This window comes from Bradyrhizobium sp. CIR18, assembly GCF_014198295.1.
Lineage (GTDB): Bacteria > Pseudomonadota > Alphaproteobacteria > Rhizobiales > Xanthobacteraceae > Bradyrhizobium.
In genome coordinates, this window is sequence record NZ_JACIHF010000020.1 from 68,049 (window position 1) to 81,852 (window position 13,804).

A 13,804-nucleotide genomic window follows, 5' to 3' on the forward strand; every position below is an offset into this window, starting at 1 on the left:
AAGAACGAACTGAGGTCAAGGGAGAAGCCACATGTCCAATTCCAAAGAAGCCGTCCGCAAGGTGCTTGACCAGGTCAAGGCGGACAACCGCACCAGCCTGACGGCCCCGGAAGGCAAGCTGGTCTGCGACGCCTATGGCATTCCGGTGCCGAAGGAGGGCGTGGCGAAGTCGGCGGGCGAGGCCGGCAAGATGGCCTCGTCGATGGGCTTCCCGGTCGTGATGAAGATCGTCTCGCCGGACATTCTCCACAAGACCGAAGCCGGCGGCGTCATCGTCGGCCTCAAGACCGCCGAAGATGCCGAGAAGGCCTATGAGACCATTCTCGGCAACGCCAGGAAGTACAAGGCCGATGCCAAGATCGACGGCGTCCAGGTGCAGCAGATGCTGGCTGGCGGCACCGAGGTCATCGTCGGCTCGATCACCGACGGCTCGTTCGGCAAACTCGTCGCCTTCGGCCTCGGCGGCGTCCTGGTCGAGGTGCTCAAGGACATCACCTTCCGCCTCGCGCCCGCGACCAGGGAAGACGCGCTCTCGATGCTCGACGGCATCCAGGCACATGAGATCCTGAAAGGCGTGCGCGGCGGCGAGCCGGTGAACCGCAACGCCCTTGCCGATGTCATCGTCAAGGTCTCGCAGCTCGTCACCGATTTCCCTGAGATCGTCGAGCTCGACCTCAATCCGGTGTTCGCGACGGCGAAGGGCGCGACCGCCGCCGACGTGCGCATCGTCGTCGACTTCGCCTATGTGCCGAAGCCGAAGCCGCGCCCGACCGAAGAGATTGTCGCGGCGATGAGCCGCATCATGCAGCCCAAGGCAGTCGCCGTGGTCGGCGCCTCCGCCGAGGACGGCAAGATCGGCAACTCCGTGATGAAGAACCTCATCAACGGCGGCTACAAGGGCGACATCTATCCGATCCACCCCAAGGCCGCCGAGATCCTCGGCTACAAGGCCTATAAGAGCGTCAAGGACGTGCCTGGCGTGATCGACACGGCGGTGTTCGCGATCCCCGCGAAGTTCGTCGCGGCGGCGCTCACCGAATGCGGCGAGAAGAAAATCCCGGGCGCGGTGCTGATTCCGTCGGGCTTTGCGGAGGCCGGTGCGCCCGAGCTGCAGGCCGAGATTGTCGAGGTCGGCAAGAAGTACGACATCCGCCTGATGGGGCCGAACATCTACGGCTTCTACTATACGCCGGCCAATCTCTGCGCGACCTTCTGCACGGCCTACGACGTCAAGGGCCACGCGGCGCTGTCGTCGCAATCGGGCGGCATCGGCATGGCCATCATCGGCTTCTCGCGCTCGGCCAAGATGGGCGTCTCGGCCATCGTCGGCCTCGGCAACAAGTCCGATATCGACGAGGACGATCTGCTCGCCTTCTTCGAGCAGGATCCGAACACCAATCTGATCGCGCAGCACTGCGAAGACCTCAAGGACGGCCGCGCCTTCGCGGAAGCCGCCAAGCGCGTCTCCAAGAAGAAGCCTGTCGTCGTGCTCAAGGCCGGTCGTACCTCGGCTGGTGCCAAGGCGGCCTCGTCGCACACCGGCGCGCTCGCCGGTAACGACAAGATCTACGAGGACGTCCTGGCGCAGTCCGGCGTGATCCGCGCTCGTAGCTTGCGGCAACTGCTCGAATTCGCCCGCGGCGTGCCGGTGCTGCCGACGCCGAAGGGCGAGAACGTGCTGATCATCACCGGTGCGGGCGGCTCGGGCGTGCTACTGTCGGACTCCTGCGTCGACAACGGACTGTCGCTGATGTCGATGCCGGCGGATCTGGATGCGGCCTTCCGCAAGTTCATCCCGCCGTTCGGGGCTGCCGGAAATCCTGTGGATATCACCGGCGGCGAGCCGCCGATCACCTATGTCAACACGGTGAAGCTCGGCCTCTCTGATGAGCGCATCCATTCGCTGATCCTCGGCTACTGGCACACCATCGTCACGCCGCCGATGGTGTTCGCCCGCAACATGGTCGAGGTGAAGAAGGAGATGGAGGCGAAAGGCTTCGTGAAGCCGATCGTCGCCTCGCTCGCCGGCGACGTCGAGGTCGAGGAAGCCGCCGAATATCTCTACCAGAACGGCATTCCGGCCTACGCCTACTCGACCGAGCTGCCGGTCGAGGTCCTCGGCGCCAAGTACAAATGGGCGCGCGGGGCAGGGCTGCTCTGAGTATGACGACCTTCGCCTCTCCCCGCACGCGGGGAGAGGCCGGAATTTGCGCAGCAAATTCCGGGTGAGGGGGACTCTCCGCGAGTCTGACTGCTGCCGTCCTTGCGGAGGCTCCCCCTCACCCTGACCCTCTCAGAGCGAGCGGAGCTCGTCTCGGCCCCGCAAGCGGGGAGAGGGGAAGAAGAACGAATGCAGGTCGCGATGAGCAAGAACGTGATCCGGCGCAAATCGCTCGAGCCTCGATCGGCATCGGAGGCCGATAACGACACGCGCGACGGCGGCGTGCAGTCCGTCGATCGCGCGCTGTCGATCCTGGAAACGCTGGCCGAGGACGACGAAGGCTATCGCCTCAGCGATCTGGCGGTGCGCACCGGCCTGTCGGCTTCCACGGTGCACCGCCTGCTGGCGACGCTGGAAAGCCGCCGCTTCGTGCAGTTCGACCGCGCCGAATCCAAATGGCACGTCGGCTCGCGCGCCTTCACGGTCGGCGCGAGCTTCGCGCGGCGGCGTAATTTCTCCACGCAGGCGATTCCCTACTTGCGCAAGCTGCGTGATCTCACCCGCGAGACCGCCAATCTCGCCGTGGTCGACGATGAGTTCATCATCGTGCTGACCCGCATGGAAAGCCGCGAGATCATGCGCTCGCTGACCCAGGTCGGCGGCCGCGTTCCCATGGTGACGTCGGGCGTCGGCAAGGCCGTGCTCGCAACCTATTCCGATGAGGACGTCGGCGCCGTCATCCGCCATCACGGCATGCCCCGGCTGACCGAGAAATCGATCGTGCGGCCGAGCGACCTGTTCAAGGAGCTCGAAAAAATCCGCAAGCAAGGTTTTGCGCTCGACGATGAGGAGGCCTGCATGGGGCTGCGCTGTATTGCCGCAGTGGTCTACAACGACTGCGCCGAGCCGCTCGCGGCGATTTCCGTCTCCGGCATGACCAGCCGCCTGACCGACGACAGGCTGCCGGAGATCGGCCAAATCGTGCGCGAGGTCGCCGGCGAGCTGACCGTCGCGCTCGGCGGGGTGATGCCGATACCGCGCTAATTGGGGAACCCGGGCGCTGTCGCTGGACAGCATCGGCCGTTTTGGCTGATATGCGACCAAACGACACAATGCGGCAAACGTCCGCATGAGCCTGGAGAGCGTCCTTATGTTCCAATTTTCCGCGCGCCTTGCCGGCGCAGCCGTCGCGCTGACCCTTGCGGCAGCGACGCCGTCCCTTGCCCAGCAGCTCGAGCTCAAGCTGATGGCGCCGGCGGCCCCGGGCGGCGGCTGGGACCAGACCGCGCGCTCGATGCAGCAGGCGCTGGTGGCTGCGGGCGTCGCGCGCAGCGTGCAGGTCACCAACGTTCCCGGCGCCGGCGGCAGCGTCGGCATCGCCCAGTTCGTCAATGGTGCCAAGGGCGACGGCAACCAGCTGATGGTCAACGGCTTCGTCATGGTGGGCGCGCTCGCCATGAACAAGTCGCCGGTGACGCTCGAGCAGGTGACGCCGATCGCGCGCCTCACCGAGGAAATCCAGGTAATCGTGGTTCCCGCGAATTCGCCGATCGAGACCGCGCAGGATCTGGCCGCCGCGGTGAAGGCCGATATTGCCAAGGTGACTTTCGCCGGGGGCTCGGCCGGCGGCGTCGACCATGTGATGGCGGCGTTGTTCGCCGGCGCGGTCGGTGCCGACGCCAAGAAGATCAACTACATCCCGTTCTCCGGCGGCGGCGAGTCGCTGGCTGCGATCCTCGGCGGCAAGGTCACCGCGGGCATTTCGGGCCTCAGCGAATATGAAGGGCAGATCAAGTCCGGCAAGCTGCGCGCGATCGGCGTGACCTCGGAGAAGCGCATCGGAGGTAGCGACATCCCGACCTTCAAGGAACAGGGCATCGACCTCGTGATCGCCAACTGGCGCTCGGTGGTGGCGCCTCCCGGCATCACGCCGGAGCAGCGCAAGACCTTGAGCGATGCGGTCGAGAAGATGGTGAAGTCGGACGCCTGGAAGGAAATCCTCAAGCAGAAGGGCTGGGAAGACGCCTATCTCGGCGGTGACGCCTTCGCCGATTTCCTGAAGAAGGAAACCGTGCGCGTCACCGACGTGCTGAAATCGGTCGGTCTGGTCAAGTCATGACCTCGGGCGATCCGGCCCAGCCGCCGCGGCGCGTCGATCGCGCCGGCATCGTCATCGCTGCACTGCTCGCAGGTCTCGCTGCGGTGCTGGTCTTCGACGCCCGCGGCCTGTCATCCACCGCGATGTACGGCATGGGGCCCGAGGCGATGCCGGTCGTAGTCGCCAGCGGCCTCGCGCTGCTCGCGATCGGCAATTTCATCGACGCGCTGCGCGGCAATTTGCCGGCGCGCGAGAGCGCCGATCCGGTGCCCGTGGTTCTGATCCTCATCGGCCTTGCGCTGCTGATCGCCATCATCGGCTTTGGCGGCGGCTTCATCCTGGCAACGTCGGCGCTGTTCGTGACGACGTCGGCCGCCTTCGGCCGCCGCGCCATCCTGGTAGATTCCATCATCGCCCTCGTGATGTCGACCCTGATCTATCTCGCGTTCGACCGGCTGCTCACGCTCAGCCTTCCGACCGGCCCGCTGGAGCGACTGCTGTGATGGACACTTTTGCCGCGCTGGCCCACGGCATGGCGGTCGCCGTTCAGCCGATGAACCTGCTTTACGCGCTGATCGGTGTGTTCCTCGGCACTGCCGTGGGCGTGCTGCCCGGCATCGGCCCCGCCCTGACGGTCGCGCTGTTGCTGCCGGTCACCTATAAGCTCGACCCCGGCGGTTCGCTGATCATGTTCGCCGGCATCTATTATGGCGGCATGTATGGCGGCTCGACCACCGCGATCCTGATCAACACGCCCGGCGAGAGCGCCTCGATGGCGACTGCGCTCGAAGGCAACAAGATGGCCAAGGCCGGCCGCGGCGGGCCAGCGCTTGCGACATCCGCGATCGGCTCCTTCGTCGCCGGAACCATCGCCACCATTGGGCTCGCCTTCCTCGCGCCGTGGCTGGTCGATTTCGCAGTGCGCTTCGGCCCTGAGGACTATTTCGCGCTGATGTGCGTCGCCTTCGTCACGGTGTCGGCGACCTTCGGCGATTCCCCGGTTCGCGGCCTGACCAGCCTGTTCATCGGTCTGACGCTCGGTCTCGTCGGCATCGACAAGCTGACGGGGCAGGCGCGGCTTGCGTTCGGCGTTCCTGAACTGCTCGACGGCGTCGAGGTGACGACGCTGGCTGTCGGCCTGTTCGCGGTGGGCGAGGCGCTCTACGTCGCATCGCGCCGCCACCACAGCGAGGAGAAGCTCGAGCCGGTGCGCGGTTCGCTGTGGATGACCAGGGAAGACTGGAAGCGGTCGTGGAAGCCGTGGCTGCGCGGCACGATGTTCGGCTTTCCGATCGGCGCGCTGCCGGCGGGCGGCGCGGAGATCCCGACCTTCCTGTCCTATTCGACAGAGAAGCGGCTGACGAAGCATCCCGAAGAATTCGGCAAGGGCGCGATCGAAGGCGTCGCAGGACCGGAGGCCGCCAACAACGCCTCCGCCGCCGGCACGCTGGTGCCGCTGCTGACGCTCGGGCTGCCGACCTCGGCGACGGCGGCGATGATGCTGGCGGGCTTCCAGCAATACGGCCTCAACCCGGGACCGCTGCTGTTTGCCGAGCGGCCTGACCTGGTGTGGGGCCTGATCGCCAGTCTGTTCATTGCCAATTGCATGCTGCTGGTGCTGAACCTGCCGCTGGTCGGCCTCTGGGTGCGGCTGCTCGCAATCCCGCAACCGTGGCTCTATGCCGGCATCCTCGTGTTCGCGACCATGGGCACCATCGCCGCAAAGCCGTCGGTGGTCGAATTGTCGATGCTGGCCGGCTTCGGCGTGCTCGGCTTCCTGATGCGCCGGTTCGATTTTCCAATCGCGCCCGTCGTCGTCGGCCTGATCCTGGGCCCGATCGCCGAGAGCCAGTTGCGCAGGGCGCTCGCGATCAGTCTCGGCGATCCCATGACGCTGCTGCAGAGCCCGATCTCGGCGACGCTGCTGGCGCTGGCCCTGATCGCGCTGCTGGCGCCGTTTGTGCTGAAGGGGCTGGGCCGGTTCAAAGCGACCGAAGATTAGTCATCCCGGCGCACGCGTCTTTTGATGCCGCGTCCATCCGTAGGGACATGCCCCATGCCGTCAGAACTTCGCTCGCCCCGTCTCGCCGTCCTGATCGATGCCGATAATGCGTCGGCGAAAATCGCGGACGGACTGTTCGAGGAGATCGCCAAGATCGGCGAGGCCAGCGTTCGCCGCATCTACGGCGACTTCTCCAATGCGCGGTCGAAGGGATGGGCCGACATTCTGTCCAAACACGCCATCATCCCGCAGCAGCAATTTGCCTATACGACGGGAAAGAATGCATCAGACATCACGCTGGTCATCGACGCCATGGACCTGCTTCACAGCGGCCGGTTCGACGGCTTTTGCCTGGTGTCATCGGACAGCGATTTCACCCGGCTTGCCGCCCGCATCCGGGAGCAGGGCATCGATGTTTTTGGGTTTGGCGAGCAGAAGACACCCGAAAGCTTCAGGCAGGCCTGCCGCAGATTCGTCTATACGGAGAACCTGCTCGCCGGCACTGCGACCACCCAGGACGCATCCTCACGCTCAGCGCCGCTTCAGCCGCCCGATGCCGCCACGCCCATCATCAAGAAGGTCATCACCCAGATGGAGAGCGAGGACGGCTGGGTCGCGCTCGGTGAAGTCGGACGGCAGCTCGCCAATCTCGCTTCCGATTTTGATCCGAGGACCTACGGCTTCCGCAAGCTGAGCGACCTCGTGCGGAAGACGAATTCGTTCGAGATCGATGAGCCGAAGGGCCGGTCGATGCGGATTCGGGTCAAGCCCATTGCTGCACCGCCGGCAAGAACGCGGAACCCGCGCCGGTCTGCCAGGTCGGGGGCAGGCGGCGCGGCGCCTAAGGCGTAAGCAGGGCGTGCCGTCATATTTGCACTTGCCCGGTTTGGTGCAGGGCGTAACCATCGCCGGGCCGTAACGCCGCGCGAGGGTCCCGATGCCCAAACTCACCCGCTTCACCGTCGCCCCGCTGCATGCGATGACCCGGCGCCTGGCCGACGTCGCTTCTGCGCGCCTCGCGCCAGATCTGGTCATTACCGGAGCGCGGGTGCTCTCGACCTATTCGGAACGCATTCATCCCGGTCGGGAGATCTGGATCACCGGCGGGCGCATCGCGGCGGTGAAGCCATCAGGTGCGGCGAAGAAAGTCTGGCCCAGCGTGCCGCTCTACGATGCCGCTGGCGGCATCGTCGCGCCGGGCTTGGTCGATCCGCACATCCACATCGAATCCTCGATGGTGACGGCCTGCGCCTATGCCGAGGCCGCGCTGCTCAACGGCACCACCACGATCTTCTGCGACAGCCACGAGATCGGCAATGTCATGGACGTCGCCGGCGTCGAGGCGATGCTGGAGGACGCGCGCGAGGCGCCGCTCTCGATCTTTTTGACGGTGCCGAGCACGGTGCCGGCAACGTCGGCCGAATTGGAAACGGCGGGCGGCGACCTCACGCCGGACAAGATCGCCGGCCTGTTCGACCGCTGGCCCGAAGCCGTGGGGCTTGGTGAGAAGATGGATTTCGTGCCGGTCACGATGGGCGACGAGCGCAGCCATGCCATCCTTGCGGCCGCCTTGAAGCGGGGACGTCCGGTGTCCGGCCACGTCTACGGCCGCGAATTCGTCGCGGCCTATGCGGCGTCAGGCGTCACCGACACCCATGAGGCGATCGAGCGCGACATCGCCGACGATCTGCTCGACGCCGGCGTCTGGGTGTTCCTGCGTGGTGGCCCCCCGACGACGCCGTGGCATTCGCTGCCGCAGGCAATCCGCACGATTACCGAGCTTGGCGCCTCGCACAAGCGCGCGGCCGTCTGCACCGACGACCGCGACGCCGACGATCTCCTGATGTTCGGTCTCGACTGGGTGGTGCGCGAAGCCGTGAAGGCCGGGATGTCACCGGAGCAGGCCTGGTCGATGGGCTCGCTGCATGGCGCGACGCGCTTCGGCATGGATGGCGACATCGGTGGCCTCGGCGGCGGCCGCCGCGCCGACCTCGTGCTGATGGACGACCAGCTCAAGCCACAATGCACCTGGTATGGCGGCGAGCTCGTGGTCGAGAACCGCAAGATCACCGGGCTGCTCGATCAGGCGCTGTCGCACCGCTATCAATATCCAAAGGCGGCTTACGCGACGGTGAAGCTGCCGAAGAAGGTCAAGCTGACGCCGGATCTCCCGGCGAAGACCTGCACCGTCAATGCCATCAAGACGGCGCTGCCGGGCATCACGCTGATCCATGACAAAGTCGCGATCGAACCCGCCAAAGACTGGCCGTCCTTGTTCGCGCGCTACGGCCTCTGCTTCGTCACGGTCATCGAGCGCCACGGCAAGTCGTCCGGCAACGTCGCTTATGGACTGCTGAAGGACTTTGGCCTCAAGCGCGGCGCGGTCGCCTCCAGCGTCGGACACGACAGCCACAACATCATTGTCGCCGGCACCAACGAGCCCGATATGCAAGTCGCGATCGCGGCCATCAAGGACCTGCAGGGCGGCGTCTGCGTCGTCGCCGATGGCAAGGTAAGGGCGCTGGTTCCGCTACCGATCGCGGGGCTGCTCTCGGACAAGCGCGTCACGGAGGTGGCCGAAGAGGTCAAGGCGTTGAAGAAGGAATGGGCCGAGGCCGGCTGCACCATTCCCTACATGGGCTTCAATTTGATTCCCCTATCGGTCATTCCGGAAATTCGCATCACCGACAAGGGCCTCGTGCTGGTGCCGCAGATGGAACTGGCGCCGCTGTTCGAGTGATCCGCTTTCACGCGACTCTCGATCTAACCGTTTGAGACGCCCAAGATTTTTCCGCGGTTGCCACATCGTGGAAAATAAAATCGATCTCGTTGAGATCGCATCACGCGCACCCGATGATCTCGCTCGCTGACTTGAACCGAGCGAGGTCCGATATGGCGAAGATGCGAGCTATCGATGCTGCCGTGCGAATTCTGGAAAAGGAAGGCATCTCCACCGCCTTCGGCGTTCCCGGGGCCGCGATCAATCCGCTTTACTCGGCGCTGAAGAAGCGCGGCTCGATCCACCACATTCTGGCGCGGCATGTCGAGGGCGCCTCGCACATGGCCGAGGGCTATACGCGGGCGAAGGCCGGCAATATCGGGGTCTGCATCGGAACCTCGGGGCCGGCCGGCACCGACATGATCACCGGGCTTTATTCCGCGATCGCCGATTCCATTCCGATCCTCTGCATCACCGGGCAGGCGCCGCGGGCACGGCTCTACAAGGAAGATTTTCAGGCCGTCGACATCGAGTCGATCGCAAAGCCCGTGACGAAATGGGCCGTCACCGTGCGGGAGCCGGCGCTGGTGCCGCGCGTGTTCAGCCAGGCGTTTCATGTCATGCGCTCGGGCCGGCCGGGGCCGGTGCTGATCGACATGCCACTCGACGTGCAGCTGGCCGAGATCGAGTTCGACGATGAGACCTATGAGCCGCTGCCGGTCTACAAGCCCACCGCGACGCGCAAGCAGGTCGAGAAGGCGCTGGAGATGCTCAACGCCGCCGAGCGGCCGCTGATCGTTGCGGGCGGCGGCATCATCAATGCCGATGCTTCCGACCTCCTGGTCGAATTCGCCGAGATCGCCAACGTGCCTGTTGTACCGACGCTGATGGGGTGGGGCGCGATCCCCGACGATCACGTGCTGATGGCCGGTATGGTCGGCCTTCAGACCAGCCACCGCTACGGTAACGCCACCATGCTCGAATCCGACTTCGTGCTCGGCATAGGAAACCGCTGGGCCAACCGTCACACCGGTTCGGTCGAGACTTACACCAAGGGCCGCAAATTCGTTCACGTCGACATCGAGCCGACCCAGATCGGGCGCGTGTTCAATCCGGATCTCGGCATCGTCTCGGACGCCAAGGCCGCGCTCGAGCTGTTCGTCAGCGTCGCCAGGGAGTGGCGCCGGTCGGGCAAGCTGCGCGAGCGCCAGGCGTGGCCCGCGGCCTGCCGCGATCGCAAGAAGACGATGCTGCGCAAGAGCCACTTCGACAATGTCCCGATCAAGCCGCAGCGCGTCTATGAGGAGATGACCAAGGCCTTTGGTCGCGACACCTGCTACGTCACCGTGATCGGCCTGTCGCAGATCGCCGGCGCCCAGTTCCTCGGCGTCTACAAGCCGCGCAACTGGATCAATGCCGGGCAGGCGGGGCCGCTCGGCTGGACACTGCCCGCCGCGCTCGGCGTGCGTGCGGCGTGCCCGGATCGCGATATCGTCGCGCTCTCCGGCGACTACGACTTCCAGTTCCTGATCGAGGAGCTCGCCGTCGGGGCGCAGTTCAATCTGCCCTACATCCACGTCGTCGTGAACAATTCTTATCTCGGCTTGATCCGCCAGGCCCAGCGCGGCTTCGAGATGGACTATCACGTCCAGCTCTCTTTCGAGAACATCAACGCGCCCGAGATCGGCGTCTACGGCGTCGACCACGTCGCGGTCGCCGAAGGCCTCGGCTGCAAGGCGATCCGCGTCACCGATCCGAGGGACGCGCAGGCCGCGTTCGCGACCGCGCGCGAATTGATGGCCAAGCACCGCGTGCCCGTGGTGGTCGAGTTCATCCTCGAACGCGTCACCAACATCGCGATGGGAACGGAGATCGACAACATCGTCGAGTTCGAGGAGGTGCTGGACCTGCCGCTCGACGAGGTCGAGCGGGCGCGCCCAGGCGTGCTGCAGCCGGCGGAATAGGGAAGGACCTCATCATGCCGAAATTCGCCGCCAACCTCACCATGCTCTTCAACGAGATGCCGTTCCTCGACCGCTTCGCAGCGGCGAAGGCGGCGGGCTTTTCCGGGGTCGAGTATCTCTTCCCCTATGATTTCGACAAGGCGCAGCTGCGCGAGCAGCTGGAAGCCCATGGTCTGACGCAGGTGCTGCACAATCTGCCGGCCGGAAATTGGGCAGGGGGCGAGCGCGGCATTGCGATCCTGCCCGATCGCACCGCTGAATTCCGCGACGGCGTGTTTCGCGCCATCGACTATGCTAAGGCGCTCGATTGCGAGCAGCTCAATTGCCTCGTGGGTATTGCACCTGTGAATGCCGATCCGCGCGAGCTGAACGAGACGCTGGTGGGAAATTTGCGCTTTGCGGCCTCGACGCTGGCGCGCGAGAACATCAAGCTCCTGGTCGAGCCGATCAACACGCTCGACATTCCCGGCTTCTTCCTCAACGGCACCGAGCAGGCGATACAGCTGATCTCCGAGGTGCGGTCGAACAACCTGTTCGTCCAGTACGACATCTATCACATGCAGATCATGGAGGGCGATCTCGCCCGCACCATGCAGGAATATCTGCCTGAGATCGCGCACATCCAGCTCGCCGACAATCCGGGCCGCCACGAGCCCGGCACCGGCGAGATCAACTATCCCTTCCTGTTCCGCCATCTCGACGCGATCGGCTATCGCGGCTGGATCGGCTGCGAATACAAGCCGCGCACCACGACGCTGGAAGGGCTGTCCTGGCACGCCGCGCAGACCTTTGAGACCTGAGAACGCACCCACAGCGACGGTGCGCTCCCTCTCTCGCTTGCGGGGGAGGGCTGGGGTGGGGGTATCTCCGCGAAAAGATTCGATCGAGATGCGCTGAAAGTAAGCGGATAGAGCCCCCACCCGGCGCTACGCGCCGACCTCCCCCGCAAGCGGGAGAGGTGCACCGAGCTTGTGGATCGACTTGGCCTAAATCTGGAGGAATGAGACATGACCAACATCGGCTTCATCGGACTTGGCACCATGGGACGGCCGATGGCCGGCCATCTCCTTAGCGCTGGCCATCGTGTTCTCCTGCACGATGTTGCGCCGGTTGCGGCTGAGCTGATCTCCGCGGGCGGCATCGCCTGCAAGTCGGCCAAGGAGGTCGCGGAGGGCGCGGATGCCGTCATCATCATGGTGCCGGATACGCCGCATGTCGAAGCGGTGCTGTTCGGCAAGGATGGTGTTGCGAGCGGTATCTCGAAAGGCAAGATCGTCGTCGACATGAGCTCGATCTCGCCGCTGGCGACGAAGGAGTTCGCCAAGAAGATCGAGGCGCTCGGGGCGGACTATCTTGACGCGCCGGTGTCGGGCGGGGAGGTCGGCGCCAAGGCGGCGAGTCTCACCATCATGGTTGGCGGGCCGGAGCGGGCCTTTGGCACCATGAAGCCGGTGTTCGACAAGATGGGCAAGAACGTCACTCACGTCGGCGCCAATGGCGATGGGCAGACGACGAAGGTTGCCAACCAGATCATCGTCGCGCTGACGATCGAGGCGGTGAGCGAGGCGCTGTTATTTGCATCCAAAGCCGGGGCCGATCCGGCCCTGGTGCGCAAGGCGCTGATGGGCGGCTTTGCCTCCTCGCGCATCCTCGAAGTGCACGGCGAGCGCATGGTGAAGCGCAATTTCGATCCTGGTTTCCGCATCGAGCTGCACCAGAAGGATCTCAATCTCGCGCTCGAGGGCGCGCGCTCGCTTGGCCTGTCGTTGCCGAGCACGGCGGTGGCGCAGCAATTGTTCTCGGCCTGCACCGCGCATGGCGGAAAGGGCTGGGATCATTCCGCGATGGTGCGGGCACTGGAACTGATGGCAGGCCACGAGATCGCGGCAGCCTGAACTGTTACGCGGTAACAGTCTCCAGTTTTGAAGCCTCTTCGGCACTGGGGAACCGGAACAATGCTCCGGCCCCGCGGTTGAAGGCGCAGGACAATCACTGGAGACAAAACAACATGAAAACCCGTCTTGCGATTACGTTGGCTGCAGCGTCGCTGCTGGCGTCGAGCGCAGCCTTTGCTCAGTCGACGACCGAACAAGGCGCCAGGGACGGCGCGCGTGCTGGTGGCGACATTGGCGGACCGATCGGCGCGATGGTTGGCGGCACAGTTGGTGCGGCCGTTGGCGCCGGCCTCGAGATTCCGAATGCGGTGCTGGGCGGAATCCCGCGGAGTGACTCCGTCGTGGTCGAGGAGCGCGTCGTGGTGGGCGAGCCGCTGCCGCCGACCGTGGTGCTCCGCCCCGTGCCGAACTACACCGAGTATCGCTATGCGGTCGTGAACGATCGCCGCGTGATCGTCGAACCGCGCACGCGTCGCGTCGTCAAGATCATCGACTGATCCAGGCCGACCACAGGCGTGGAGAGAAAAGGGCCCTGCGGAGTTCTACTCCGCGGGGCTTTCGCTTGCTGCAGAGGGGCTTGCGAGAAAGCGTGTCACAACCCAATCGGTGATCGCCGCGAGCGCAAAGCCAAGGCAGGCCGTCAGCGCGTCGACCAGAAAATCCGCCAGCCGGGCGTGGCGTCCGGGTGCCCAAAATTGCATCAGTTCGAGCACGCCAATCAGGACGACTGCGGCCCCCGCGCCCAGCAGGCGCCGCCGCGGATAGGCAAGGCCGAAGGCCAGCCCCACCAGGATGAATGCGAGAGCGTGTTCGCCGTCCTGGCCGAGGTCGGAATGGGGCCGCAGGCCAGGGGGACCGAGGGTGGCGAAAGTAACGGCGGCCGCGAGCAGCCAGGCAAAGGAACGGATCAAAATGGACATCCGGTTCGCTTAGCACAGATTGGCAGCGGGCCGGTACAGTCCCTC

The 13,804-nt window shown here is 65.1% G+C and carries 12 protein-coding genes; 11 read left to right on the forward strand and 1 reads right to left on the reverse strand.

Annotated elements, in window-relative coordinates:
• Positions 1–31: 31 nt before the first annotated feature.
• The 11 genes from GGD65_RS36065 (at position 32) to GGD65_RS36115 (ending at position 13,336) form a co-directional block, all read left to right on the forward strand.
• Positions 32–2,161: an acetate--CoA ligase family protein gene (locus GGD65_RS36065; protein ID WP_183238288.1), complete on the forward strand. Its 2,130-nt coding sequence runs from the start codon at positions 32–34 to the stop codon at positions 2,159–2,161.
• A gap of 201 nt (positions 2,162–2,362) precedes the next feature.
• A complete protein-coding gene (locus GGD65_RS36070) occupies positions 2,363–3,205 on the forward strand; it encodes an IclR family transcriptional regulator (RefSeq protein ID WP_177237117.1) in 843 nt (280 codons plus the stop codon).
• 106 nt (positions 3,206–3,311) lie between these two features.
• Complete coding sequence (locus GGD65_RS36075; protein ID WP_183238289.1) at positions 3,312–4,280, forward strand: tripartite tricarboxylate transporter substrate binding protein; 969 nt, start codon at positions 3,312–3,314, stop codon at positions 4,278–4,280.
• Complete coding sequence (locus GGD65_RS36080) at positions 4,277–4,762, forward strand: tripartite tricarboxylate transporter TctB family protein (protein WP_179737472.1); 486 nt, start codon at positions 4,277–4,279, stop codon at positions 4,760–4,762. The genes GGD65_RS36075 and GGD65_RS36080 overlap by 4 nt, the downstream gene beginning before the upstream one ends.
• A complete protein-coding gene (locus GGD65_RS36085) occupies positions 4,762–6,261 on the forward strand; it encodes a tripartite tricarboxylate transporter permease (RefSeq protein ID WP_183238291.1) in 1,500 nt (499 codons plus the stop codon). The genes GGD65_RS36080 and GGD65_RS36085 overlap by 1 nt, the downstream gene beginning before the upstream one ends.
• Positions 6,262–6,315: 54 nt before the next feature.
• Positions 6,316–7,113: an NYN domain-containing protein gene (locus GGD65_RS36090; protein ID WP_179737474.1), complete on the forward strand. Its 798-nt coding sequence runs from the start codon at positions 6,316–6,318 to the stop codon at positions 7,111–7,113.
• An 85-nt stretch (positions 7,114–7,198) separates the two neighbouring features.
• On the forward strand, positions 7,199–9,001 hold the full coding sequence (locus GGD65_RS36095) for an adenine deaminase (RefSeq protein WP_183238293.1): 1,803 nt from the start codon (positions 7,199–7,201) through the stop codon (positions 8,999–9,001).
• 152 nt (positions 9,002–9,153) lie between these two features.
• On the forward strand, positions 9,154–10,944 hold the full coding sequence (gene gcl, locus GGD65_RS36100; protein WP_183238294.1) for a glyoxylate carboligase: 1,791 nt from the start codon (positions 9,154–9,156) through the stop codon (positions 10,942–10,944).
• Between the two features lie 14 nt (positions 10,945–10,958).
• Complete coding sequence (gene hyi, locus GGD65_RS36105; protein WP_018315874.1) at positions 10,959–11,744, forward strand: hydroxypyruvate isomerase; 786 nt, start codon at positions 10,959–10,961, stop codon at positions 11,742–11,744.
• 207 nt (positions 11,745–11,951) lie between these two features.
• Positions 11,952–12,839, forward strand: coding sequence for a 2-hydroxy-3-oxopropionate reductase (locus GGD65_RS36110; protein WP_183238295.1), 888 nt, complete (start codon positions 11,952–11,954; stop codon positions 12,837–12,839).
• Between the two features lie 113 nt (positions 12,840–12,952).
• Positions 12,953–13,336, forward strand: coding sequence for a DUF1236 domain-containing protein (locus GGD65_RS36115; RefSeq protein WP_018315876.1), 384 nt, complete (start codon positions 12,953–12,955; stop codon positions 13,334–13,336).
• A 45-nt stretch (positions 13,337–13,381) separates the two neighbouring features.
• Here the strand turns inward: GGD65_RS36115 and GGD65_RS36120 are convergent, their stop codons facing one another.
• Positions 13,382–13,759: a VanZ family protein gene (locus tag GGD65_RS36120; protein ID WP_183238296.1), complete on the reverse strand. Its 378-nt coding sequence runs from the start codon at positions 13,757–13,759 to the stop codon at positions 13,382–13,384.
• Between the last annotated feature and the right edge of the window lie 45 nt (positions 13,760–13,804).

Coding starts and splice junctions, on each gene's coding strand:
- GGD65_RS36065 (WP_183238288.1), top strand. CDS start 32: ATGTCCAATTCCAAAGAAGCCGTCCGCAAGGTGCTTGACCAGGTCAAG.
- GGD65_RS36070 (WP_177237117.1), top strand. CDS start 2,363: ATGAGCAAGAACGTGATCCGGCGCAAATCGCTCGAGCCTCGATCGGCA.
- GGD65_RS36075 (WP_183238289.1), top strand. CDS start 3,312: ATGTTCCAATTTTCCGCGCGCCTTGCCGGCGCAGCCGTCGCGCTGACC.
- GGD65_RS36080 (WP_179737472.1), top strand. CDS start 4,277: ATGACCTCGGGCGATCCGGCCCAGCCGCCGCGGCGCGTCGATCGCGCC.
- GGD65_RS36085 (WP_183238291.1), top strand. CDS start 4,762: ATGGACACTTTTGCCGCGCTGGCCCACGGCATGGCGGTCGCCGTTCAG.
- GGD65_RS36090 (WP_179737474.1), top strand. CDS start 6,316: ATGCCGTCAGAACTTCGCTCGCCCCGTCTCGCCGTCCTGATCGATGCC.
- GGD65_RS36095 (WP_183238293.1), top strand. CDS start 7,199: ATGCCCAAACTCACCCGCTTCACCGTCGCCCCGCTGCATGCGATGACC.
- gcl (WP_183238294.1), top strand. CDS start 9,154: ATGGCGAAGATGCGAGCTATCGATGCTGCCGTGCGAATTCTGGAAAAG.
- hyi (WP_018315874.1), top strand. CDS start 10,959: ATGCCGAAATTCGCCGCCAACCTCACCATGCTCTTCAACGAGATGCCG.
- GGD65_RS36110 (WP_183238295.1), top strand. CDS start 11,952: ATGACCAACATCGGCTTCATCGGACTTGGCACCATGGGACGGCCGATG.
- GGD65_RS36115 (WP_018315876.1), top strand. CDS start 12,953: ATGAAAACCCGTCTTGCGATTACGTTGGCTGCAGCGTCGCTGCTGGCG.
- GGD65_RS36120 (WP_183238296.1), bottom strand. CDS start 13,759: ATGTCCATTTTGATCCGTTCCTTTGCCTGGCTGCTCGCGGCCGCCGTT.